Raw genomic sequence first — 23,482 nt, 5'->3', positions numbered from 1 at the left:
GTTGCGGACGAGGGTCTCGTACCGATCTCGCAATCAGGATGCCTCTAGGGCTACCTGCGACGCCTTGCATCGCCAAAGCTCATCGACAAACATCAGCCCATATTGAGAGCTACCAAGCGGCGCATTGCGCAGCTTTTCGGTACGGACACTATCGCGCACCGAAAAACCGATGAGGCTCCAGATGATAGTCAGTTTGTGGGCCGACGCAATTCCTCTTTAGGGTATAGGAAGGGGGACGCAGTATATCACTGTGTCTGTCGCATCCCGCTAGCCAGTTTAAACTCTGTAGAACCATAGGCTTCTTTGCGCGATGCCAACTGAAAACACTAAATAAGGGTATATCCCTGCCGTCGATACTCTGCCAACAGACCTCGAGCTGTGGTGTAAAGTGGGTGATGACGGTGTGAGAAGGGCGGCGTATCGAGGCGGGTGTCGAGCCTGCCAGAACCTCTTCGAGAGAGCGATACGCCATGAACTGGTCCACCGAGTTCATGTATTATGCTAGCGAATAGGTTCTCCCAGGAGGTTGAAGCGTCCTCGGTCAGGACGTCGAAATGTCCGAGATTGGCATACAGTACAGCAGCCTCAAACGGGTTGAGGACAGCCTTCAGTCATGCCTACGTTTCTCGGACCTTGCTCATGGCGTCCTGCGAAGCGGCAGAGAGGCTGGCAGAAAAGTTCTATCTGCTACGCTTGGAGCCAACTTGAGTTTGACCAGCGACGACTTCTGCATCCTATGTCCCTAAAGATCGCTGTTCATCTCAAGAAAGCGCTTGCCGCGGATAAAGTTGCCGATCCTACATCCGCAGCCCCTAGCGTGCTCTGATCAATAGCACACCGATTAGGGCGCTTTGCTGTGCGTCATTCGTGCAAATAGAAGCGTGTATGTAATGCAAGCAACGGCAGGGCCGCGTCCATTCAGGCCGGTACGCACGAAATGTAGACGGTTCTTGTTCGCGTAAAAAACGAAGCGGCATGGGCGGATATCTCCCGTGGTCCGTGGCTCGATTGTTTGATCCCCCCAAACGGCACATGGGGTTCCGATCCTGCGGTTGGGAGGTTCACTGTTACGATGCCGGCCTCAACCTCCCGCTTGAATTTCTGAACAGCAGCAAGCGAATGCGTACAAATACCGGCCGACAACCCAAAAAGCGACCGATTTGCAATCTTGAGTGCTGTATCAAGATCATTCACGTCTACGGCGGCGAGCACGGGACCAAAAATCTCATCTGTCGCTAGCGAGTCGTCTGGATCGACGTTCTCGAATAGATGTGGAACCACGAAGTATCCAGGGCGCGAAGAACGGGGCGCTGGGCCGGTCGTCACCGCGTAGCCTGCTGCCCGACCCCGTTCCAAGTATGCCTGAACCTTCTCTCGATGTGAGGCGCTGACAACTGGGCCGATGCGAGCCTCTGCGTCGAATGGATCGCCGGTAGTGAAGCGACACACTTCATCACGTAGGTGCTTGAGGAATAAGTCTCGGATTCCTGGGGTCACTAGTGCTATGCTGGAAGCAGTACAGCGTTGCCCTGTTCCAAGAAAAGCGCCATCAGCCGCTATCTGTGCCGCAATCGCAGGATCAGCGTCATCTAGAACGATCAAGGCATTCTTGCCTCCCAACTCTAGCTGCAGTTCGGCGCTGGTATCTGCTGCGATACGGCGAATGTTGCGTCCCGTTTGCACAGAGCCGGTGAATGATATGGCGTCTATTCCTGGATGCTGCGCAAGTGCGCGCCCAAGCTGTCCATCGCCGATCAGTAACGTTAAAACGGATTCCGGCACTCCAGCATCAACGACTGCCTCGACGAGCATGCTTGTCGAGACTGGTGTTACCTCGCTCGGCTTTAGAACAACAGAGTTACCATAGGCTAACGCCGCAGCAATCTTTGTCGCCGGAATAGCTACCGGGAAGTTCCATGGTGTAATGGCAAGCACGACGCCAACCGGCTCACGCACTACCTCAATCTCCGTGCTAGCGCGCGTCGAGGGGTAGTGTTCTCCGTGCATACGCAGCACTTCCCCAGCAAAATATGAGAATATGTCTACCGCGCGCTGAACTTCCCCCACTGCTTCGGTTAGGATTTTGCCTTGCTCGCGGGAGATGGCGCGGGCAATCAGTTGCGATCGCTCACCTATGTTTCGCGCCGCCAGGAGTAGAATGTGGGAGCGCTCCATCAGCGGCATCCGTCGCCAGAGATCAAACCCAGATCTGGCGTTCCGAACAGCCCGATCAGCCTCAGATGGTTCTGCCAATACGACAGTTGCAATCGTTTCGTCTATGTCGGCGGGGTTGCGGATGTCCCTAACATGACCCTGCTCAAGCCATTCGCTACCGATGCGGCTGCGACAATATTCGGTCATCATGAAGAAGCTCCAAGTGACTTTGCGAGCCTGTCGGCATTTCGCAATGCCCATGCCCATATAGTGAGAGTGGGATTGATCCCTGGACAGGTCGGGAAAGTTGCACCCGAGTAGACATAGAGTCCCGGTGTATCATGTACCTGCCAGTCCGAGTTTACTACGCTCCGTGAAGGATCATCGCCAGCGCGGGCGCCTCCTAGATCATGGCAGCATCCAACGCCTGTCTCGATGGGGCCACGGCCGACGTGCTCTGCTCCCATCTCTAGCAGCAACTCCTCTGCACGCTCCTGCATGTATTGATAAAGTTTCAGGTCTGCCTCGCAGAGATCCCAAATAACTCGGACTACAGGATCGCCCACGCCACTGCGATCACGCCACCGGGGATCGAGCAAGAGCCGATTGGTGAGGAGCGGGAAAGCGTCCGCCTGAATCTTGATAGAAGCGCGTTGGTTCCAATTACGCAAATGTTGCTTGTAGCCCGCGCCCCAACGGGGAGCATCGATCAGGACCGGATCATTGGCAATCTGGAGTGGGAGCAACTGATTCTCCGTGCTGAGCGTTCCTCCCCCAAATGTGCCTGGCCAATCGATGGCTCCCTCAGCCATCAAATCCTCCACAATGACCGCCTGTCCCCCGGGACCTGTGTGCCGGTTGAAGACCCTGTCACTGAACTGCCCAGCTACTTGGGGAAACATCTTTGACAAGTAGCTCAGACCGAGTTGACCTTGACTGTTGCCCAGGCCATCGGGTCGGGCCGCGTTGCCAGAGAGCGCCAGCAACCGAATGGTTTCGAACGTGTAGGCTGCGACCAGAGTCACACGTGCGTCTTGTTGCTGTTCACGTCCGTCTGGGTCGAGGTAGGTAACGCCACTGGCTCGCCCCGATTTGTCTGTGACGATCCGCAAGACTCGACACATTGTTCTTAGGTCTAGATTTCCCGTCTCAAGTGCCTTTGGGAGCAAGGTATCGATTGGGGTCCAGCGTTCCTTGGTGTACGCCCCAATGCCTTCATCCCAAGGGTCGTAGGTTGGGACGACGCCATCGCGGGCCTCGCCCACGCGGCCCACAGGAATAGTGTACGGCTGATAGCCTAGCCGAGTCGCTGCAGAACGAAACTCGTCACCAACTCTGAACTGACGCAAAGGCTTGAAGGGCAGAGGCCGGGAGCGAGGTGTGAACGGGCTGGGCTCGCCGGCGACGCCAATCATCCATTCCAGTTCGGTATAGTAAGGCTCCAAGTCATCATAACGTATCGGCCAATCGACCAAACTTGAGGCGTCGGGAAGCGCGTCCGAGAGCCCCCGGCGCGCAAGTGACGAAAAGTGTTGGAAATGATGTGGATGAAACCGCCGGAACCTTGCACCGTAGAGGACTGATGAGCCGCCGACACCATTAGCCATTCTACCCAGCGAAAATGTCAAGGGGACATCTTGCGTCTGGGAGATGCTCCGCACCCAGCGCGGAACCTCCGTATTAAACTTGGGGCCAAGAGCAGCCCGGCCATAGAATGCTTGGCCGAGCTCATCGGGGCGGTATGTTTCGACGGCGCGCCAAGGCCCTGCTTCAAGCACCACCACTTTGAGGCCACGCTGCGCCAGCCGCCCAGCGACGATGCTGCCCACTGCGCCGCCGCCGACAATCACGATATCAACGTTTTTTGCAGGTGGACGCCTGCCGGCGTCGCTATCGAACGCCTCGGGCCGAGGGTTCGAGTTCCGGCCGGGCCAATCGCATAACCCTTTCGGACAGGCATCGTCCTGTCCAAGACCTCGGTGCCCGAGGAATTTCCATCCAGACAGGTGACGGTTGCCACCATAGATGGGATCAGAAAAGAGACCGCGGAGCAGGTCGCGCCGCAGAAGTTCGAAGGAGCCGGCTGGAGCGGAGTCACCCCGCTCCAATTCGCTCACTAACTCATCGAGCTGACCATCCGAAAGTTCTGTAGCATCCTTACTCCATCGTGTCCGAGCAGTGATTGCAAGCCAGTCAAGTACCCGCCGGTATGCAGTAATGTTTTCCGATTCTGCCCCGGCAAGCGCTCCATCGACATAGTCGATTACCCCCATTCTGCGAACGGAATAGCCGTCACCATTATCGGGAAACATGCGGTCAAATATCGCTTCCAGTCGGGCGGCTTCGGCCCCGCTCAGGACAAGCCGACCACGCTGTCCGGCGCGATTAGACCTGTCAGTGAGTTCCATCCACAATGGCCCCTTGCCTCTTCAATTCGTACCGAAGCTGACCGATATCGACAGATCTTAGGTCGCCGGGCTGATTGCCGCGGAGATTGAGTGCCGCGCCCAGACCTGCGGCCTGACCTTGCGCCATACAAGGACCCATCACGCGGGCCGACCCGTGCCCCTCGCGATCGGCCGACATGCAGCGACCCGCGACGTACAGATTGCGGATGCCCGCCGCCACGAGCATATCGTAGGGCATATCATAGGAACCGCCATCCGCCACCGGGATCCGAACTTGTTTAGTACCATCTTGGTGAATATCAATGTGATGGGAGCCCTTGCCGATGCCATCATCGCGCTTGCGGGCATTCAGAACATCGTCGCCTGTCAGCACGTAGTCACCGACAACGCGGCGCGTTTCGCGAATACCGATACGGTGCGAGAGGCCCGCAAAGTATGAGTTCTCAAAGCCAGGAATGTTTTTCTTCATAAAGGCGATGCTGCGCCACGCCTGATCGGTCAGTTCGCTGAAGGCCCGGGAAAGCGCGACAGCATCCGTTGCGTCAACATTAGCGATGCGGGTCGTATTGACCGAAACCTCCTTGCGCTCTGTGGACACGGGGATAATGCCGATTAGGGCAGTCTGTTGCAGCTCGCCGCGCTCGATTCCGCCGGTAATCAATGGCCCATTGGCTTTGAAGAAGACCGCTGGCTGTCCCTGATCGTAAAGATTCTGAGCGCATTGCTGAGGCGTTAACCCTGCACCCATCCATTCAGACTCGCCAACCGCGAGATTCTCAGGGTGATCGACACAGAACTTTAAGAGGTCACTCGTCTCAACGCCGCCGATCCGAAACAGCATGGTGATTGGCTGAAATTCTCCTTGCTCGTTGGAAATCATCATCTGCGCGCCAGCTCGCAGAGCGATGTCGCCATCGCCGGAAGCATCAATGTATACCGGCGCCTCGACCAGCACTCGGCCTCGCTTGTTAATGACTACAACACCGGTGATTTCGTTTCCACGGCGGACTACGTCTTCCGCGAACGAGTACATCCAAACGTGAACACCGGCGCGGCGCACAACGTTGGCGACAGCAAGCTTCATGATCTCAGGATCGACGCAGACGTACCAAATCAAACGCCAATCCTTCACCGGACCGATATACCCACCCAGGCGTTCATGCTCATCGAGGATCTCCTTGAGAACACCGCCGACTATCCATTCCCCGCGTGCGTTGAGAGCGCCATCGACGCAGAGGCCCGTTATGAGTTCTCCACCCAGCATCGAACCGGCTTCAACGAGCAGGGTCTTCATACCAGCCTTAGCGGCGCTAATTGCCGCCGAAATACCGGCGCATCCACCACCGGTGACGACAACATCGTAGTTCTCTTGCATCAAGGTCTGTGCCATTTGTAACTCCTGCAGAATGCTGGGAAGAGGTCAGGCGATATTTTGACCGCTCTCTTGATCGAAAAGGTGGATTTGGTGGGGATCGAATCGTATAGAGACGGTCTCGCCAGTAACAAGTGAGACTTCTCTCGGATCGCAGCGCATGCCTATCTCTTGACCGCTAATGAGGCGCAGGTAGACGAACAGCTCTGCGCCAGCGAGTTCGGTCATTATAACTTCTGCGCACATTCCATCGTCCGCATTTCGCGAAATGGTGACAGCCTCTGGACGCACTCCTAGCGTTACCTTCTGACTGGCATTCTTAAGTCGCTGAGTGCCAAGTTTGATCACCGCAGACCCGCTGCGAAAGAGCATATCTTTCTCGCCCTCCAAGATACCATCGAGGAAGTTGGTTTCGCGATCGCCAACGAAGTTCGCAACGAAGGTGTTAACGGGGTTCTCATAGATTTCACGCGGAGGCGCCACTTGCTGCAACTGACCGTGCGCGAAGACAGCCACGCGATCCGACAAGGTCATCGCCTCAGACTGGTCGTGCGTCACATAAACGATGGTCGAGCCAATCTGGCGGTGCAGTTCCTTTAGGTCGCGGCGCATCCGTACGCGTAGTCGCGCATCTAGGTTCGACAAGGGTTCGTCGAGCAGGAACACGCGCGGGTCCCGCACCATGGCGCGACCAAGGGCGACGCGCTGCTGTTGACCTCCAGAGATTTCCTTCGGATACCGCGCTAACAGATTGCCGATACCCAGTGTTTCGGCGACAAGTGATACGTTGCGCGCGATAGCGTCCTTGCCCGGGCGCGGTTTTCTTGCCTCCAGCGGAAATGCGATGTTCTCCGCGACGGTCATATGGGGATACAGCGCGTAATTCTGGAACACCATCGCTAGGTCGCGCTGTTCAGGCGGAAGGTGGGTGATCTCTCGCTCGCCAATATGGATGGTGCCAGAATCCGCGGAAATCAGACCTGCCAGCAAGTTGAGAGTGGTCGACTTCCCAGAACCAGAAGGTCCCAGAAGGGAGACGAACTCCCCGTCACCGATCTCCAAGTCGAGGCTGTCGAGGGCTGTGATGGCGCCGTAGCGCTTTGACACATTGCGAAAGGTGACTGTGGCCATTGATTAACCCTTCACCCCACCACCGGTCAGACCGGAGATGAAGTAACGCTGCAGGATGATGAAGATGGCGGTGATCGGGATAATGGAGATAACCGCAGATGCGAGGAGAGGACCCCATTCGCGCCCGTAGAAGCCAAGATAGAAATAAACCGCGACAGGGAATGTGCGCACGCTCTCCGAAGAAGTCATGGTGACGGCTACAACAAAATCATTCCATGAGAATACCAGCACGAACAGAGCGGCGGCGACGAGAGCGGGCTTGGAGAGCGGTAGAACCACACGTCGTAGTGTCCCAAGCGCCGTGTGGCCATCTATGCGGGCTGCCTGCTCGACCTCGATCGGCAGCGAGAGAAAGTAGCCATAGAGCATCCAGATAACGATTGGCAGCTGGTACGCGGTGTAGAGTAGGATCAAACCCACATGCGTGTTGATGAGTCCGACAACACTGAGCAGCGTAAAGGTGGGAATGAGCAGTGACGCAATGGGAATGCTCATCACCCCGATAGTGAATATCATTAGGATCCGTCGCCCACTGAATTCGTAGCGTGCAATGGCGTAGGCGGCGATAGAGCCAATAGTCAGAGCGAAGACGATGGTGATGGCGGATACGAGCGCGCTATTCCCCAGAAAAAGCAGCCCCTTGTCACCAATCACGCGCTCATAGTGCTCCAGCGTAACGTCCTGTGGAATGAAGCGAGGCGGCACTTCAAGGATTTGATTGGCCGGCTTGAGCGAGGACACGACACCCCAGGCGATCGGAGCTAGCGCGAATAGTACGATAACTGTGTTAACGACGGTCCGTAGTGCTGCCCGCCGCAGCGCAAGGCGCATGTAGGGGTTGCGGTTCATTGGATTTTGCCTGCCTTCTTGAAAAGGCGCAGGAGCAGTGCCACCAGCGCAATATTGACGATGAATACCATGATTGCCAGCGCATTGGCTTGTCCGAGAACGTTGTCGTTGAAGCCGAGGCGGTACATTTTCAGAACGACGGTTTCAGTTGATGTACCCGGCCCACCACCGGTGAGGATCAGCGGGTAGGTCAGAGTATTCACGAGATGGATGAAGAGCCGGACCACTGTGATGAAGATCGGAACCTGCAACAATGGCAGAGTGATCCGCCGAAAGCGGTACCAAGCGGACGCCCCGTCCACGCGGGCCGCCATTTGAAGATGTGCTGGAATGCTCTTCAGTCCTGCGAGCAGCATAATCATGGCAAAGGCGCTGTCGCGCCAGACCGCGTTGTAGACAAGTGCCGCCATTGCGGAGTCAGGGTTGGCAAGAATGCTTACGTCGCCCATCCCCATAGGAGCGAGAGCCAGATCTGACAGACCAGACTCTTTCGAAAACACCCATTTGAGGAGCATCGAGCCGACAAGCATGGCGATCATATACGGAATCAGGACGACAGCCTGCATAACGCCATTCAGCCTGTTAGAGCGCTCCAACCACATTGCCAGTCCGAAGCCAATGACGAACGTCAGAAAAAGCGAGATGACGGAGAATGCGATAGTGACGGTCAGGGCGTTGGCTACGCTTGGCGAGTTCAAGACGCGCCAATAGTTTTCCAAGCCTGTAAAGCCGCGGATCTGGAAGAACTGAACGCGGTTGACGCTGTACCAGAACCCAATAACTAGAGGGATAATGACGAAGCCGAGTTCGACGAGCACCGCTAGCCCAACCAACCGGTAGGGTGTAAATTTTTCTGAACTGAACATGATCAACCGTGATTGTGCGGGGCGGAGGCGACGCTGGTCGGCTTCGTTCTAAGCCTGAGCTACTGACGATCGTTGGTGGCCTGCTCGGCTTCGCGGAGGGCGTCTTCAATCTTCGCCTGACCAAGGACGACCTGCTGTGTGGCGAGATTGAAATCTGCCTGAGTGCGACCCCAGTTGCACTTGCCAGGCATAAGCACTCCGCTGCTTGCGAGGATCTCAGATGTAGCGCGAATGCCCTGCCTTATTGGGTCCGACATTTCAGGGCGCTCGGCAACAGATCTATAGGTAGGTATCTGCTCACCTGGTATATTCCAGAGTGACGCGCCTTGAGGGCCCGACATGTAGTTGATGAATTTAGCGGCTGCCTTCTGGTTTGGCGACTTGGACCACTGGACCGCCCACCACCCCACTAGCAAAGCAGGGCCTGGCTTTCCGGCTTTCACCCCCGGCACGGGGGCAATGGCCAGCTTGGCGCCATCCCAACCGGCCGCAGTGCGCTGAAGCTGTTCGTATCGCGAATTAGCGATGATCATCATTGCATAACGACCTGCCGCGAACTGGTCGATTGCGTCATCGGATGACATGGCTAAAGCTTCGCGCGGCGTGACCTTGTCTTTTTCGATCCAGTCAACCTGCATGGTGACAGCGGAGCGGCCTGCTTCATTGTTGAATTTCGCTTTGCAGCTATCGTCGAAGATGCCGCCATTACCATCGACAGTTGCCAGGAATGCCGGCGTCACTGAGAAGCGTTCCTGGCTCAGACCAAGACCTATACCCCACACGTCTGTTTGGCCGTCATTGTTTGTGTCTTTAGTCAGGGTCTTTGCTGCCTTGGTGACGCCACCCCAGGTGGCAACGTCCGCAGCTGTCAGCCCTGCCGCATCAAAAAGGTCCTTGCGATACATGAGAACCCAAGTCGAGGGTAACAACGGCACCGCGCGGACTGAGCCTCCGTCGGTCACGGCAGTGAAGCTGCTATTCAGCAGGAAATCTTGCTTCTGATGCTCCGACCAGCCGTCGAGAACCAGTGGCTTCAGGTTGGACGCGGCGTCGGAATTCATGATGAACCCGAGATTTTCCGAGTTCACCCAACCTATGTCCGGCGCATTTCCAGCATTCGACCCAAGCACGAATTTTTCGGCCAGCGTCGACCATACTTGGGGTTCAACCTTAATCTTAATGTCGGGGTTGGCCGTTTCGAAATCGGAAATCATCTGCTTCAACGCCAAATTGCGTCCGCCCTTCGCATTGACGTCGAGAAACGTCCACATCGTTAAAGTCGTCTTTGCAAATGCAGCGCCGCCGGCCATTAGCGACGCTGCGAGCAGGCCACCGCCGATGATCAAGAACTTCTTCATCTTGTTTCCTCCCTTGATGTATTGCCAGACTCCGGCGCTAGCCCGAAATAGAGTTCACCCATTCGATCAAAGTGATCTCCCATGATCACAGCTGCAGTCATTGGATCCCGGTTGCGGATGGCATCGATAAGACTTGCGCGAAACTCTATCCCAGCCTGCCAGCTCTCGATGTTTTCAACCTTTTGGCGCAGGGTATCCCAAAGCTTCCCGTCACGTACTCGCCAGAGTTCCGACACTGTGGATGCGAATATCTGATTTCGCGAAATGTTGGCGAGCGCCGTGTGGAAGTATTTATGCTCGGCCGCCGGAGAGACATTCTGCGCCACGAGATCTTTCATGCGAGCAAGGCATTGCTCAAGGTTTTGAATATCTTCGCCCGACGCTCGGTCGGCAGCCAGCTTTGCGCACGCTAACTCGATCGTTCGGCGCGCTTCAAATTGCTCGATTGGCCCCGGACCAAGATCCCAACCTTTGGCAAGTGGGATAATTCGTAGGTTATTGGCATCGCTGCGCACGAAATTGCCACCGCCCGGCCGGCTTTCCACCAACCCCATGACTTCCAGCGCGATCAGTGCTTCTCGAATTGAAGGCCGACTTACACCTATGATCTCGGCCAACTCCCGTTCGGGCGGTAGAGCCGAGCCCGGCGGGAAAGTTCCATCGAGAACACGTTCGCGCACATGATCAGCTACTTGTTCATAGAGCCGCCGAGGCCGAACGATCTGCAACTCGATATTTTTCTTCTGCATTCTCTGCTCCTGACCCAACTCTTAACAGAATTGGACAGACAGTCAATTGGCCTTACCAGCTGGCCGGTATAACTAGTGTGACTGGTTGCGGAGGGAATTTATCCAAAAACTTCTGGCTGTGGTGCCCCGATCCTAGGGTGGCTGGGGCCTCTCGGCTAAGGGGTTTTTGGGGATGCAGGTTGAAGAGGCGGTGCTCAAGGCAGCGTCCCCGTCCGGTACTCTGATGCTCCAATCCGCCATTTGATCAGCAGCGGCAGTATTCGCGAGAAGGACATCGGTTTTCCTCGGCCTGGTTTCCTTCGACTCGAGCAACCGGTCCATCGCCGGATGTAGCCAAATTAACGATTGACTTATTAGGATATACGGACAACCTTACGAGATTGGATGAGTGTCGTTTCACGCTAGGTCCCATGGCTTGAGCTGAATGCTGGGTCCTCTTCCGAGCGTCGGATGAAACCGAGGCTCAGACGTCACCTTGAAACATTCAATCATTGAGTGAGGTACAAATGAAGAGAATCGCCTTAGCCGCCATAACTTCCGCGCTGGTCTTCACTGTTCCGGCGAGAGCGGAAACCTGGACAGCCTATACATTCGGCCCCTCAGAGACCCTTGCCAACGTTCAAGGCCTGCGGCGGGTGCTCGACGGGGTCCAGACAGCGACGAACGGCGACATCAAGTTCCGCCTGCGGCTAGCCGGCGCGCTTCCGATCCAGTCGACTGACATTACGCAGGCCGTTGGCGATGGCACGGTCTTATTTGCTGATGACGGTCTTTTTCTTGGCAACGTGCCGATCGCCGGAATTCTGCGACTGCCCATGCTGCTGCGGAGCCGCGAGGATTACGATCGGGCCGCAGCGATCATGGAGCCGTACATCCGCAAGGGCTTTGAATCGAAGGGCGTCATCGTTCTAGGCTATTTTCTCTTTCCGCATCAAGTTCCGTTCTCGACGAAGCCCCTGGCAACGGCCTCCGAGTTCAAAGGACAGAAGCTTCGCGTTTCGTCCCCAGAGCAGGCCAGATTCGTCCAGATCATGGGCGGCGTTCCCGTTACCATGGGTGCCCCCGAGGTTCCTTCTGGTCTTCAGCACGGCGCCATCGACGGCGTTTTCACAGCTAGTGCCGGCGGCGGAAAGATTTGGGGAGAAATGCTGAAATCAAATTATCGGCTTCCCGTCAGTTATTTTGATGGAGTCTATCTGGTCAATAAGGCGGCCTTCGAGAAACTGAGCCCCGAAGTGCAAGCGAAGATCCGACAAGCCGTCAAGAACATCGCGCCGTCCACGACCGAGCAATTGTTCAAGGAAGAGAGTGAGGTCACAGCGAACCTTAAGTCCAAGGGGATGACCATCACGGAGCCTACGCAAGCTGAAATCGACGAGGTCACCAAGCTCGTGTCACCTTACTGGAACGAATGGGCGACTCAGCAGGGCACGGAGGCGACTGAGGCCTTGGCTAAGGTCCGCAGCGCATTGGGACGTTAGAGAATACGATGCACTACAGTTCGACAACGGAAACCCTGCTCGGGCGCGTCCTATCGTTTGAGCGGGGCATATGTGAGCTGCTGACCGTGGCTATGGCGCTGCTCATCGTCACCGAAGCAGTCTGCCGGAGTTTGCTCGGCTTCTCTTTGCTGATCTCAGACGAGATCGCCACATACCTCCTATTGTCGATCGCATTCTTCGGCATGGGCGTCGCTCTGGGCGACAATGCGCTGTTTCGGGTATCGTTTCTTTTTGACGCCCTTCCCAACCGTGGCAGGCAAGTTGCAACGATGCTTTTCGATGCGATGGCCCTTGTATGCGTGGCCATCCTGACGTGGCAAATCGGTAGAATGGCCGTATCTTCATATGAGCGCGGGGCCGTCGCGCCAACAACGTTGGCGACACCTCTATACCTTCCGCAGGGTTTGATGATGTTGGGCATGCTCAGCCTTGTACTCATTCTCGCCCTCCGGCTCGCTCATCAGGCTCAGAGCTGGACCCGAAATGACTGAAGTCACCGTTATCCTGATCGTCTCGCTGGTCTTTCTCGTTCTGATGATAGCCGGCCTCTGGATTCCCGTAGCGATTACGGTCGCAGCGCTTGTTTACATCCTGTTGGAAAGTGGATGGACCGGGCTCAACGCGCTTGGGCTCGTGAGCTGGGGAAGCATGTACAACTTCACACTCACGTCCATTCCGCTCTTCATCCTAATGGCCGAGCTGCTTTTGGTCACCGGGCTGAGCGACCGCATCTATCGGGGACTATCTCGGCTGGTGGTGCGCCTGCCAGGAGGCCTGTTACAGACCAATATCGCTGGCTGCGCCATTTTTGCAGCAATCAGCGGGTCATCCGTTGCGACGGCTGCAGCCATTGGTTCGGTCGCATTGCCGCAGCTGAAAGCACGCAACTACGATTCAGCAATTTCAAGCGGCACATTGGCGGCTGGAGGCACTCTCGGCATCTTGATCCCGCCCAGCATCGCAATGATCGTGTACGGAACGTTTACCGAGACGTCGATTTCCAAGCTCTTCATGGCCGGCGTTCTTCCGGGCCTGCTGCTCGTACTGCTCTTCATGCTCTATGTAGGGGTTCGTGCTTCTCTTCAGCCGTCGATCGCGCCGCGAGACGCGATGGCGGATGAGCCGTTTCAATGGCGTGAGACCGCCAACGACCTGCTGCCGTTCGTAGCCCTTATCTCTCTGGTGATGGGAAGCCTTTACTCGGGCCTTGCAACGCCCACTGAAGCGGCTGCATTCGGCGCTTGTCTCGCGGCCATCATCTGCTTGATCTGGGGCAATCTGAGCTTTGCCACATTGAGAACGGCGCTTGCCAAGACCGTGCGTCTCAGCGGCTCGATCCTGTTCATTGTTTATGCCGCATACCTCCTGTCCTATGCCATTGGAATGGCGGGGCTCGCCGACGAATTGGTGGAACTCGTTCGCTCTTGGCAGTTGAGCTATCTCGGTCTGCTGCTGGTCGTGATTGTTCTATACACGATACTTGGCTGCATCATGGACAGCATAGGCATGATGGTAATCACCGTGCCGATCCTACATCCTGTCCTGTTAAGTTATGGAGTCGACCCGCTCTGGTTCGGGGTCGCATTGGTGGTGCTGATCGAAATTGGACAGATCACGCCGCCCCTCGGCCTGAATCTGTTCGTCGTGCAAGGGATTTCCGGGACGCCACTCGGCAATGTCATCCGCGGCTGTGTGCCCTTCTATTTGCTTCTCTACCTTCTGCTTGGGCTTCTGGTCGCGTTTCCGGCCATCGTCTTGTGGCTGCCTGGAGGAATGTGATGTTTCAAGCGCCTCCAATCATTCACTTTGAGGTGTTCGCATCGTTGCCGGACCGATTTCGGCGGGTCGATGGGAGTGCGCCATGGCTCAAGGTGCAAAAGCGTAATGCACCGTCCGACAGTTTTCTCGAAGGTCCATCGTTCGACCGTGATGGAAATCTCTATGTGACGGACATTCCCTATGGTCGCATTTTCAAGATTGCTCCGGACGCATCCGTGGAACTGGTTGTCGAATACGACGGCGAGCCAAATGGTCTGAAGTTCCATCGCGATGGCCGCGCCTTCATCGCGGATCACAAGAATGGTATCCTGGCGCTCGACGTAACCGACGGAACGCTTGAGACGATTTGCGACCGTCCGAAGCTCGAACGCTTTCGAGGGGTCAACGATTTGTTCTTCGCCTCCAATGGCGACCTCTACTTTACCGATCAGGGACAGTCCGGGCTGCAGGATCCCTCGGGACGCCTCTACAGGCTCGACCGCTCCGGCCGCCTCGAGTGCGTCCTTGATGGAATACCCAGTCCCAATGGCGTTCTTCTGAGCCCAGATGAGGATAGCGTCCTCGTTTCAGTAACACGTGCAAATCAAGTATGGCGTGCACCTCTTCTCCTTGACGGCGGGACGTCAAAGGTCGGGGCGTTTCTACAATTGTCCGGCGGATTTGGACCGGATGGCATGGCCATGGACGTCGACGGCAACCTCGCGGTGTCCCACCCTGGTCTAGGGTCAGTTTGGCTATTCTCGCCACAGGGGGAGCCTATTTTACGGATCGCATCAAAGACCGGTAAGGTCGTCACAAATTGTGCATTCGGCGGACCTGACAGGCGCTGGCTTTATGCGACGGAGGCCGACACAGGGCTCGTTCTGCAGGCCGAATTGGATACGCCGGGCCTAGAGATGTTCGGTCTTAGCTGAGCATGGCTTGGCGCGCTGGATAACAGCCAGTGGATAACTGAATCTTCCTCGAATCCCAGCGATGCTCTCTTAGGAACCGAAATGCGACTTGTCGACATAGCAAAAGTCATCCGTAGCAAGAACGCTGGCCCACTGCAGCTCACCATTGACTTGATGTTTCTGGATGAAGCCGGGTTTGGGCGCGCCTGCCAGTCACCTGCACTCACGGTGGAGAGACTCTCCACGCTGTATAATTGTGACAGCGGTGATGTTGCGGTGATCCCGTTCAAACCAGCTAACGCTATCAAAATCGTCATTGACCGACCTGTGATCGCCGGAACTCCGGGGGATCGGGACGTTTATGGGGCTCAGCAGCATGGGCCGCTTCTGGAGCTTGAGCTATGACTGCTGTCCACCGCCTGCGCCAACGCGGTCTCGGCCCCGGCACTCCCATTCGCGTCCTTGCCGCCTCGGGCCAGCTCGGTTACGGCATCCCGGAAGCCGCCTTTCTGGCTGGTCTCGAGCGCGACCCGCATTTCATCGGCTGCGATATGGGTTCTGTCGATCCGGGACCTTACTATCTGGGCTCCGGCAAGCTCGCGACTTCTGAGCGTATCACCAAACGCGACCTGAAGATGGTTCTGACAGGCAGCCTAAAGATTGGCGTGCCGTTGATCATTGGAACGGCCGGAACGGCCGGAGCACACCCGCATCTTGAGCGGACCCTTGAAATCATCCGGGAAATCGCTCGCGAAGAGAACCTCAGCTTCAAACTCGCCATCATCGAGTCCGACCTTCCTCGTGATGTCGTCAAGCGCGCGGTCAAGGCCGGAACCGTCCGCCCACTCGGCCGAATCGATGCTCTGTCCGATCAGAGCGTTGACAACTGCACCCATCTCGTCGGTCAGTTAGGCGTTGATGCCATCATCCGGGCCTTGGAAACCGAGCCGGATGTGATTATTACAGGTCGCGCCTGCGACACTGCCGTTTTCGCCGCTATTCCATTTTGGCTTGGCTACGATAAAGCCGCTGCGATGCACATGGCAAAGATCATCGAGTGCACTTCGATCTGTTGTGTGCCTGGCGGCCGCGATGCGATGCTGGGCATTCTCGAAGAGAACAGCTTCCTCCTTGAGAGCATGAACCCCGACCGCGCCGCAACGCCCTTGTCTGTGGCAGCCCATAGTTTGTACGAGCAGTCCGACCCTTTCACAGTCTATGAACCGGAAGGGGTGCTGCGTCTCGACGACGCCATCTTTGAGGCTGTGGACGAGAGGCGCACCCGCGTCCGAGGCGCTATCTGGACGGAAGCCCAAACCAAGTCCGTCAAGATGGAAGGCGCTGAATGGTGCGGGGAGCGAACCGTTCTCTGCGCCGGCTCATGCGATCCGCGCGTGATCGAGAATGCTGACGAGATCATAGCTGGCGTGAAGAAGAATGTTGCATCGATCGTCGGAGCGGAAGCTGGTCCCTACGAGCTGATCTTTCACGTCTATGGGAAAGGTGCCGTGACCCTCTTCGAGGGATCGGCTGGCAGGAATGCAATCCCGCCAGAAGTGTTTTTCCTCGTCGAGTGTATCGCGCCAAATTTGGACGACGCGAAAGCGGTTATCACCGTCACCAAGCAGTACCTCCTCCATCACGGATTTAATGGTCGGCTTTCGACGGGAGGCAATATAGCTTTTCCTTTTACACCACCCGAGTTGACATCTGGGTCCGCCTATAAGTTCACGGTCTACCACGTGATGGACTTTTTGGACGAGGATGGGCTTTTTCCGCTGAGGATGGAACACGTGAACATCTCGTCCTGAAGCAGCGGCAAACCGGATCCGGTGAAAGCCTGCCTTTGACATCGGCGGTGAGGGTACGGAAAGACCCTATGCTCAGGGTTTGATCAGAGCATGGATTCTCGGACGGTTGGGCGTGGAGTGAACTTTCCTATGGGTATAGCCGAGGGCTTTATCGACCGTTTGACCCAGTTTCTGGGACCGAAAGGAATTCTCACGGGCCCGGGCGATCTGGAGCCCTATACGGTTGACTGGCGAAAGCTCTTTCCAGGTAGGGCTGCTTGCGTCGTGCGACCTGCCTCGACGAAGCAGGTTGCAGAAGTTGTTCAGATCTGTCGGGAGAATGCGGTCCCGATCGTGCCTCAAGGTGGCAACACCAGCTTGGCCGGGGGGGCGGTGCCAGACGCATCTGGCACACAGATCGTCCTGTCTCTGGCACGCATGGCGGCGATCCGTAGCGTCGACGCGATCGGCCTAACCATGGAGGTGGAGGCTGGGTGCGTTCTCACCAATGCGCAGAATGCCGCCGCCGTCGAAGGGCGCTTGCTGCCGGTCAGCTTGGCATCCGAGGGATCTGCAACTATCGGCGGAATCGTGGCTGCCAACGCGGGCGGCGTGAATGTCCTACGGTATGGCATGACCCGCAATTTGGTTCTCGGGCTCGAAATTGTCCTGCCGGACGGGACTATCGTCAATGGTCTTCGTCACCTGCGCAAGAACAATGCCGGTTACGATTGGAGGCAGATTTTCGTCGGCAGTGAGGGTACCCTTGGGATCGTGACCGCCGCGGTCTTGCGGCTCCTTCCGAGGCCAAAGCACTCGGTGGTGGCCCTTCTTTCGGTCGCTGACCCCAAATCGTCGCTCGAACTTCTGGCGCTGGCTCAGGAGGAACTCGGCGATCAGATTTCTGCTTTTGAGCTCGTCTCCGCAGCGTCCCTGAACCTCGTGTCGAAGCATAGTGGGTTGAAGGTGCCAGTCGCCGCAGGAGAATGGTTTGTGCTCATGGAGGCAGCGTCAAGCTTGAGCGGCCTCAAGGACGGGGCTGAAGCCATGTTGGGCATCGCCTTCGAGCGGGAGATCGTCTTAGACGGTGTTATCGCAGAGTCGGCTGGACAGGCATCCGAACTCTGGGCTTTGCGTGAGCATGTAACTGAGTGCGAGGCACGGGAGGGTAAAAGCCTCAAGCACGATATATCCGTGCCGCTTTCCGCTATCCCAGATTTCCTGCGCGCGACGGGGCAGGCCCTGGCCGCCGGGTTTCCAGAAGCACGCGTGAATGCCTTTGGTCATCTCGGAGATGGCAACATCCACTACAATGTCTTGGTTGACGAAGGTCTTAGTTCCGAAGCCATTACGCGGATCGTTCACGACACCGTTGCGTCGTTCGGTGGGAGCATCACTGCCGAGCACGGAATCGGTCAATACCGTGTTCGTGAGCTTGCACGATACTCCTCCCCATCCGAGATGGCACTTCTGTCCAGGCTCAAACACGTCCTCGATCCACAAGGACTTCTCAATCCAGGAAAAGTCTTACTGCGCTAGAGACCAGTGACAGTGTCGGGAGCAGCTTTACGATACCGACCGATAGCGTTTCTTGTGGCTCGATGTTGCGGATGCCTGACAGCGACGCGGCGATGGTTGCCGCCAAGCCTTAATGCCGAGCCTCACCCACGATTCATCCCAGCGGGCCAATGGCGATTCATCTTTCAGCAAGACCGTGGACAGAGTTTCGGATGGCAGGGCCTTTGCCGCAATTGCTTTTTGAAACGTTTTACATCTGCGACAAGACCAATTGTGGCGCAGGCCCGTTGTGCAGCGGTTGAGGTGAGGACCCATCGGACGGCTTCTCACACCCAAAGGTCGCAGTAACAGAATTTTCTTGTCAGGATGTCCGTATCTCTTTAAAACTCGGATCGAATAGTGTTGATGAGGATAAGGTTGGGTTCATGGGCCCCTTTGCTGATCTCAGGATTGTCGAATTCACGCATACGGTCATGGGCCCTGCTGCAGGGATGCTGTTCGCTGAGCTTGGGGCTGACGTAATCCGGATCGAGACACCGCCGAAGGGTGATCGGACACGCTACTTAGGAGGATCCGGTGCAGGCTATTTCGCGTTCTATAACAGGCACAAGAAGAGCGTTCTGCTTGATCTGAAGACTGAGGCAGGCCGTGATGCCGCCCTGAAGATCATCGGCACGAGCGATGCATTGATCGAGAATTTTGCGCCTGGCACGATGGATCGGCTTGGTCTTGGATACGAGACGGTCAAGAAGCACCACCCTCACGTGATTTATTGCGCGTTGAAGGGGTTTCTTGCCGGCCCCTATGAGAGCCGGTTGGCGTTGGATGAGGTCGTACAGGTTATGTCTGGGCTTGCCTACATGACAGGTCCCCCAGGCCAGCCTCTGCGCGCTGGTGCTTCGATCATCGACGTGATGGGTGGCCTTGCCGGATCTTTTGCCGTGCTGGCAGCGCTCCGTGAGCGTGACCGCACTGGGAAAGGTCAATTGGTCCAAGGAGCCCTTTATGAAAGCGCCGTTTTCCTGATGGGACAGCATATGGTGCAATCTGCCCTGCAAGGGTCGCCCGTCATGCCGATGTCGGTTCGGGACAGCGCTTGGGCCATCTACCGAATTTACGCGACCAAAGATGGCGGCAATGTCTTTGTGGGTATCACGACCGACGAGACCTGGGAGCGTTTCTGCTCCGAGTTCGGGCGTGGCGACCTCGCCCAGCGATCTGAGTTTTCGACCAACGCAGCCAGACGAGAGCATCGGGCAGAGCTTGATGCGGAAATCGCTGCAATGTTTATGCAAATGACGCAGGAAGAACTCGTGGCCGCCTGCGATCGCGCACGCATCCCATTCGGTCCTGTGGGGCGGCCCGAGGACCTCTTTCAGGATCCTCATCTGGTTCAGTCAAAGCAGTTGGTTTCCACCATCTTGCCCACGGGAGCCTCGGTTTCGATTCCCACGATGCCTCTGAGGATGGAGACCTGGGCTCCGGAGCCTGCAACATCGCTCCCGCATCCAGGTGCTCATACACGCGAAGTTTTGAAAAGCGTCGGTCTTAGCGAGGATGAGATTTCCAATCTCGCTCCAGAAACGGCGACATGACGGATTTGACAAGGGGCAGTCGATGAAACACACGACGCGGCTGAAGAGCCTCATACTGGCAGACCAGCTCCTGGTCATGCCAGGCGCTTTTGATCCCCTCAGTGCCAAGATTGTGGAAAGCACCGGCTACGATGCGATCCAATGCACGGGACTGGGGATCAGTGTGACGACCATCGGCCTGCCGGACTATAGTCTGATTGGATTGGGCGAGATGGTCGAGCGAACGGGCCGCATGGTCGAAGCCGTGGGCATACCCGTCATGGCTGATGCCGATACCGGCTTCGGCAACGCAGTGAACGTTCACTATGCCGCACGGGCGTTCGAGCGTTGCGGCGCTGCAGGCTTCAATTTGGAGGATCAGGTCGCGCCTAAACGGTGTGGCCACCTAGCCGGGAAGGAGCTCGTTTCTGCCGAGGAGATGAGCCTCAAGATTCGAGCTGCCCGCGAGGCCCTTCATGATCCGGACTTTGTCATCAACGCTCGAACCGATGCTCTTGCAGTTGAAGGTGTCGAGGGTGTCATCACGCGCGGCAATCAGTATCTCGCTGCTGGCGCCACGATGGTGTACGTGGATGCGATTGAAACCATGGAGCAGATCCGGGCTATTCGCGGGAAGCTGAATGGACCCCTTGGGGTATCGCTTGTCGAAGGCGGGCGGACGTCAAGGAACGTGACATTCGATCTTCTGCAGGCAGCGGGTGTGGCACGGGTCAGCCTGTCACTGACGGCTCTGCTCGCGAGCGTCCACGCCATGCGCAGCATCCTCACCCGGGTTCGGCAAGCGGGCAGCATCGTCGGCTATGACGATCAGATCGCCGACTTCGAGGAGTTTCAGAAGTTCATCGGCATGGACGATGTCTTGACACTGGAGCAGCGCTACCTCCCCAGCGGCCAGCTAGAGCGCAAATACGGATCAGGAGCCGAATGATGATGGACCAAGCCCACCAAGACCTGTATCCACTTGGCCTGCGCATAGCGTCTGGGCGCAATAAAGTCCTGCGCCAGTCCGTCGAAAGTGGCAAGATCGTCGTGGCGCCGGGTGCCTTTGATTGCCTGACAGCGCGCTTGGTCGAGAAGGCCGGCTTTCCCGCATTGTATGTGACAGGCTCGGGCGTTTCCATTTCGGCGCTCGGCGCTCCCGATGTGGGCCTCATGTCGTTTGGAGAAATTCTCGATCGCGTCAAGCGGATCGCAGACTCGACTGCCATTCCTGTCATCGCCGATGCCGATACGGGGTATGGCGGACCTTTGAACGTCATTCGTACCGTTCGGGAGCTTGAGCGGGCCGGCGTCAGCGCAATTCAGATCGAAGACCAGACCTGGCCGAAGAAATGCGGCCATGAAGCGGGACGGCAATTGGCCACGGCTGACGAAATGGTTGGCCGGATCAAAGCAGCCGTCGATGCCAGGGTGGATGAGGACGTTCTCATCATCGCCCGGACGGATGCTCGAAGCGAATACGGCCTTGCGGCGGCCATCGATAGAGCGGAGCAATATGCCGAAGCCGGCGCCGATGTCCTGTTCGTGGAGTCTCCGGAGAATGAGGAGGAGCTCAAACAGGTTTCCGCGGCTCTCCGCCGACCCGTTTTGGCCAACATGGTCGAAGGCGGACGGACACCCATCACTCCGGCGTCAATCCTGGAGGAATTCGGGTATCGGATTGCCATATATCCAAATGCACTGACACGCACGATCGCGCATGCCGGAGCCAAAATGCTTGAAACCCTGCGGCAGGATGGCACGACCCTGGCCTTCAAGGATAAGATGTTGGATCATAAGGAACTTTGGTCGCTCTTCGATTATGCGTCGTGGACCGGGACGGAGTCACGCTTCGCGACGCCTGCGGCAACTTCTAATCGCTGAAAGTCTTACGAGCATTCATTTCTTAGGAAGGTTTGATTTGTTATAAGGGTTAAAATAAGACTTCGCTCCGATACCTTCAGGAGGAATCTGAGTTGTCCAATATTATAGGAACGTCAAAGCAACCTCGCTATGCTCGTGTGGCTGACGCTCTCATGCGGGACATTACCTCGGGCGTTTATGCCGTTGGCGATCTCCTTCCCCCCGAAAGTGTCCTCTGTGAGAACTTCAATGTCAGTCGCGCTACCATCCGTGAGGCTTTGAGGCAGCTGAGTGAGCTAGGAGTGGTCAACAAGGCTCACGGCATAGGCACCCGCGTGATGGCCCTGGAGACACAGAGCCAATATCTCATGTCCCTCAACTCCATATCGGGATTAATGCATTATGGCCATGAAACAGCGCTTCGGCTGATTGACCGCAGTGCCTTCGTTGCAGGCGAATCCGATACGGAACTCCTCGGATGTGCGGTGGGTGACCGCTGGATCCGCTTACGAGGCGTACGCTCCGTCATAGGACTCGAGAACCGTCCGATAGCATATTCCGAGATCTACATCGACGAACGTTATGCTGAGATTGCGTACGGCCCGAGTCCAGCTCGAACATACTATGAGATGATCATCGACCGCCACGGCGAGGAGCTGCAGACGGTTGAGCAGGAGATTTCTGCCATCAACTTTTCGGTGGCGATAGGCGATCTGATGGCGGTGAAGCCCGAGACTGCCGGATTGCAGATCATTCGTCGCTATTATTGTTCTCAGAGCCAGCCTATCGAAGTGACCCTGAATCACCACCCCAAGGAACGCTTCACGTATAAGCTGCGCCTCAATCGCCCGTCTCCAAAATAAGCGCCCGCGACACAAAGCTAATTGACGATAAGACTGATTTAGTCATACGGTTGTCCGTACAAGGTCCGGACTCAGTCGTTTCAAGCTTCGCTTTGGAGCCCCGACCTGACAGACGAGGGGCTCATGAAGATTATCAATGGCGTTTCAGTTCGCGATACACCCGAGGAACTGGTCAACCCGGCGACCACGGCGCTTGTAGTCGTCGATGTCCAGAACGACTTCTGTCATCCTGAGGGCCATTTTGCCCGCTACAAGAAGGATCTCAGCGCGACACAGGCCGCGATGCCAGCTCTCGTAAGCTTCGTTACCCGTGTTCAGGATCTCGGCATTCGCGTCGTCTTCATCCGCCAGCAGACGCTTCCAGGTGGAAAGAGCGACAGCCCAGCATGGTTACGCTTCAAATGCCGCGATGGAAAAAGCCCTGATTATACTCTCAAAGACACCTGGGGGGCGGAGTTCGTGGATGGTCTCGCACCCCGCCAACGCGATATCGTCGTTGAGAAATATCGTCCCGACGCGTTCGTGCACACCAATCTCGACCAATTGTTGCGGGCCAATGGCATAGCGTCCCTCGCTATCCTGGGGACGACGACTGAGGGATGCGTCGAGTCCACGATTCGTGGCGGCTCCTATCACGACTATTACACCGTAGTCGTTCATGACCTCATCACGAGTCCCAATAAGGTGCTCCACGAGGGCTCCATGCGTCTATTCGAAGCCCGCTATCCCATGATGAGTTCGGACGAGTTGCTTGGGATCTGGCAACGGTCTTCGCCTGCGCAAGCAGCTGAATAGTGTCGGTCATCAACACGA

The 23,482-nt window shown here is 56.7% G+C and carries 20 protein-coding genes; 12 read left to right on the top strand and 8 right to left on the bottom strand.

The window, feature by feature from the left end; genetic code table 11:
• Window positions 1-918: 918 nt before the first annotated feature.
• From ILT42_RS15090 to ILT42_RS15055, 8 genes are read right to left on the bottom strand one after another with little or no spacing between them, the layout of a single operon-like run.
• Entirely contained in the window at window positions 919-2,364 is a 1,446-nt protein-coding gene (locus ILT42_RS15090) for an aldehyde dehydrogenase family protein (RefSeq protein WP_204216446.1), read from the bottom strand.
• Window positions 2,361-4,562, bottom strand: coding sequence for a GMC family oxidoreductase (locus ILT42_RS15085; RefSeq protein WP_204216445.1), 2,202 nt, complete (start codon window positions 4,560-4,562; stop codon window positions 2,361-2,363). The genes ILT42_RS15090 and ILT42_RS15085 overlap by 4 nt, the downstream gene beginning before the upstream one ends.
• A complete protein-coding gene (locus ILT42_RS15080; RefSeq protein WP_229428682.1) occupies window positions 4,549-5,952 on the bottom strand; it encodes an FAD-dependent oxidoreductase in 1,404 nt (467 codons plus the stop codon). Before ILT42_RS15080 ends, ILT42_RS15085 begins: the two co-directional genes overlap by 14 nt.
• Window positions 5,953-5,982: 30 nt before the next feature.
• Window positions 5,983-7,065, bottom strand: a complete 1,083-nt coding sequence (locus ILT42_RS15075; protein WP_204216444.1) for an ABC transporter ATP-binding protein — start codon at window positions 7,063-7,065, stop codon at window positions 5,983-5,985.
• A 3-nt stretch (window positions 7,066-7,068) separates the two neighbouring features.
• The gene (locus ILT42_RS15070; RefSeq protein WP_204216443.1) at window positions 7,069-7,914 is read right to left on the bottom strand and encodes a carbohydrate ABC transporter permease; all 846 of its coding nucleotides are present in this window, start codon (window positions 7,912-7,914) and stop codon (window positions 7,069-7,071) included.
• Window positions 7,911-8,780 carry a carbohydrate ABC transporter permease gene (locus tag ILT42_RS15065; RefSeq protein ID WP_204216442.1) on the bottom strand — a complete coding sequence of 290 codons (870 nt, stop codon included), beginning with the start codon at window positions 8,778-8,780 and terminating at the stop codon, window positions 7,911-7,913. Before ILT42_RS15065 ends, ILT42_RS15070 begins: the two co-directional genes overlap by 4 nt.
• 59 nt (window positions 8,781-8,839) lie before the next feature.
• Window positions 8,840-10,138: an ABC transporter substrate-binding protein gene (locus ILT42_RS15060; RefSeq protein ID WP_204216441.1), complete on the bottom strand. Its 1,299-nt coding sequence runs from the start codon at window positions 10,136-10,138 to the stop codon at window positions 8,840-8,842.
• Window positions 10,135-10,887 (bottom strand): FadR/GntR family transcriptional regulator, encoded by a 753-nt coding sequence (locus ILT42_RS15055; protein ID WP_204216440.1) that lies wholly within the window; start codon window positions 10,885-10,887, stop codon window positions 10,135-10,137. The genes ILT42_RS15060 and ILT42_RS15055 overlap by 4 nt, the downstream gene beginning before the upstream one ends.
• Window positions 10,888-11,393: 506 nt before the next feature.
• Between ILT42_RS15055 and dctP the strand changes: the two genes are divergently transcribed.
• The 12 genes from dctP (at window position 11,394) to ILT42_RS14995 (ending at window position 23,464) form a co-directional block, all read left to right on the top strand.
• Entirely contained in the window at window positions 11,394-12,368 is a 975-nt protein-coding gene (gene dctP / locus ILT42_RS15050) for a TRAP transporter substrate-binding protein DctP (RefSeq protein ID WP_204216439.1), read from the top strand.
• A gap of 8 nt (window positions 12,369-12,376) precedes the next feature.
• Window positions 12,377-12,880 (top strand): TRAP transporter small permease, encoded by a 504-nt coding sequence (locus tag ILT42_RS15045; RefSeq protein WP_204216438.1) that lies wholly within the window; start codon window positions 12,377-12,379, stop codon window positions 12,878-12,880.
• Window positions 12,873-14,168: a TRAP transporter large permease gene (locus ILT42_RS15040; protein WP_204216437.1), complete on the top strand. Its 1,296-nt coding sequence runs from the start codon at window positions 12,873-12,875 to the stop codon at window positions 14,166-14,168. The genes ILT42_RS15045 and ILT42_RS15040 overlap by 8 nt, the downstream gene beginning before the upstream one ends.
• Window positions 14,168-15,082: an SMP-30/gluconolactonase/LRE family protein gene (locus ILT42_RS15035; RefSeq protein WP_204216436.1), complete on the top strand. Its 915-nt coding sequence runs from the start codon at window positions 14,168-14,170 to the stop codon at window positions 15,080-15,082. The genes ILT42_RS15040 and ILT42_RS15035 overlap by 1 nt, the downstream gene beginning before the upstream one ends.
• An 81-nt stretch (window positions 15,083-15,163) precedes the next feature.
• The gene (locus tag ILT42_RS15030; protein WP_204216435.1) at window positions 15,164-15,466 is read left to right on the top strand and encodes a DUF4387 domain-containing protein; all 303 of its coding nucleotides are present in this window, start codon (window positions 15,164-15,166) and stop codon (window positions 15,464-15,466) included.
• Window positions 15,463-16,872, top strand: a complete 1,410-nt coding sequence (locus ILT42_RS15025) for an acyclic terpene utilization AtuA family protein (RefSeq protein WP_204216434.1) — start codon at window positions 15,463-15,465, stop codon at window positions 16,870-16,872. The genes ILT42_RS15030 and ILT42_RS15025 overlap by 4 nt, the downstream gene beginning before the upstream one ends.
• Before the next feature lie 129 nt (window positions 16,873-17,001).
• Complete coding sequence (locus ILT42_RS15020) at window positions 17,002-18,390, top strand: FAD-binding oxidoreductase (RefSeq protein WP_204216433.1); 1,389 nt, start codon at window positions 17,002-17,004, stop codon at window positions 18,388-18,390.
• A 404-nt stretch (window positions 18,391-18,794) separates the two neighbouring features.
• A complete protein-coding gene (locus ILT42_RS15015; protein WP_204216432.1) occupies window positions 18,795-19,964 on the top strand; it encodes a CaiB/BaiF CoA transferase family protein in 1,170 nt (389 codons plus the stop codon).
• Window positions 19,965-19,986: 22 nt separating this feature from the next.
• Complete coding sequence (locus ILT42_RS15010; RefSeq protein ID WP_204216431.1) at window positions 19,987-20,892, top strand: isocitrate lyase/PEP mutase family protein; 906 nt, start codon at window positions 19,987-19,989, stop codon at window positions 20,890-20,892.
• A complete protein-coding gene (locus ILT42_RS15005; RefSeq protein ID WP_204216430.1) occupies window positions 20,892-21,827 on the top strand; it encodes an isocitrate lyase/PEP mutase family protein in 936 nt (311 codons plus the stop codon). Before ILT42_RS15010 ends, ILT42_RS15005 begins: the two co-directional genes overlap by 1 nt.
• A 137-nt stretch (window positions 21,828-21,964) precedes the next feature.
• On the top strand, window positions 21,965-22,669 hold the full coding sequence (locus ILT42_RS15000; RefSeq protein ID WP_324617744.1) for a GntR family transcriptional regulator: 705 nt from the start codon (window positions 21,965-21,967) through the stop codon (window positions 22,667-22,669).
• A 123-nt stretch (window positions 22,670-22,792) separates the two neighbouring features.
• Window positions 22,793-23,464 (top strand): cysteine hydrolase family protein, encoded by a 672-nt coding sequence (locus tag ILT42_RS14995; protein ID WP_204216428.1) that lies wholly within the window; start codon window positions 22,793-22,795, stop codon window positions 23,462-23,464.
• The last annotated feature ends 18 nt before the right edge of the window (window positions 23,465-23,482 follow it).

This window comes from Microvirga pudoricolor (assembly GCF_016892705.1).
Taxonomy (GTDB): Bacteria; Pseudomonadota; Alphaproteobacteria; order Rhizobiales; family Beijerinckiaceae; genus Microvirga; species Microvirga pudoricolor.
The sequence above is the reverse complement of the archived record's forward strand: the minus strand, read 5'-3'. Positions and strand labels throughout refer to the sequence as shown.

What these genes read in the sequence shown, in the direction of transcription:
- ILT42_RS15035 (WP_204216436.1), top strand. Translation starts at nt 14,168, where the DNA reads ATGTTTCAAGCGCCTCCAATCATTCACTTTGAGGTGTTCGCATCGTTG.
- ILT42_RS15020 (WP_204216433.1), top strand. Translation starts at nt 17,002, where the DNA reads ATGGGTATAGCCGAGGGCTTTATCGACCGTTTGACCCAGTTTCTGGGA.
- ILT42_RS15075 (WP_204216444.1), bottom strand. Translation starts at nt 7,065, where the DNA reads ATGGCCACAGTCACCTTTCGCAATGTGTCAAAGCGCTACGGCGCCATC.
- ILT42_RS15060 (WP_204216441.1), bottom strand. Translation starts at nt 10,138, where the DNA reads ATGAAGAAGTTCTTGATCATCGGCGGTGGCCTGCTCGCAGCGTCGCTA.
- ILT42_RS15085 (WP_204216445.1), bottom strand. Translation starts at nt 4,562, where the DNA reads ATGGAACTCACTGACAGGTCTAATCGCGCCGGACAGCGTGGTCGGCTT.
- ILT42_RS15055 (WP_204216440.1), bottom strand. Translation starts at nt 10,887, where the DNA reads ATGCAGAAGAAAAATATCGAGTTGCAGATCGTTCGGCCTCGGCGGCTC.
- ILT42_RS15090 (WP_204216446.1), bottom strand. Translation starts at nt 2,364, where the DNA reads ATGATGACCGAATATTGTCGCAGCCGCATCGGTAGCGAATGGCTTGAG.
- ILT42_RS15045 (WP_204216438.1), top strand. Translation starts at nt 12,377, where the DNA reads ATGCACTACAGTTCGACAACGGAAACCCTGCTCGGGCGCGTCCTATCG.
- ILT42_RS15080 (WP_229428682.1), bottom strand. Translation starts at nt 5,952, where the DNA reads ATGGCACAGACCTTGATGCAAGAGAACTACGATGTTGTCGTCACCGGT.
- dctP (WP_204216439.1), top strand. Translation starts at nt 11,394, where the DNA reads ATGAAGAGAATCGCCTTAGCCGCCATAACTTCCGCGCTGGTCTTCACT.
- ILT42_RS15010 (WP_204216431.1), top strand. Translation starts at nt 19,987, where the DNA reads ATGAAACACACGACGCGGCTGAAGAGCCTCATACTGGCAGACCAGCTC.
- ILT42_RS15065 (WP_204216442.1), bottom strand. Translation starts at nt 8,780, where the DNA reads ATGTTCAGTTCAGAAAAATTTACACCCTACCGGTTGGTTGGGCTAGCG.
- ILT42_RS15005 (WP_204216430.1), top strand. Translation starts at nt 20,892, where the DNA reads ATGATGGACCAAGCCCACCAAGACCTGTATCCACTTGGCCTGCGCATA.
- ILT42_RS15015 (WP_204216432.1), top strand. Translation starts at nt 18,795, where the DNA reads ATGGGCCCCTTTGCTGATCTCAGGATTGTCGAATTCACGCATACGGTC.
- ILT42_RS15040 (WP_204216437.1), top strand. Translation starts at nt 12,873, where the DNA reads ATGACTGAAGTCACCGTTATCCTGATCGTCTCGCTGGTCTTTCTCGTT.
- ILT42_RS15025 (WP_204216434.1), top strand. Translation starts at nt 15,463, where the DNA reads ATGACTGCTGTCCACCGCCTGCGCCAACGCGGTCTCGGCCCCGGCACT.
- ILT42_RS15030 (WP_204216435.1), top strand. Translation starts at nt 15,164, where the DNA reads ATGCGACTTGTCGACATAGCAAAAGTCATCCGTAGCAAGAACGCTGGC.
- ILT42_RS15070 (WP_204216443.1), bottom strand. Translation starts at nt 7,914, where the DNA reads ATGAACCGCAACCCCTACATGCGCCTTGCGCTGCGGCGGGCAGCACTA.
- ILT42_RS14995 (WP_204216428.1), top strand. Translation starts at nt 22,793, where the DNA reads ATGAAGATTATCAATGGCGTTTCAGTTCGCGATACACCCGAGGAACTG.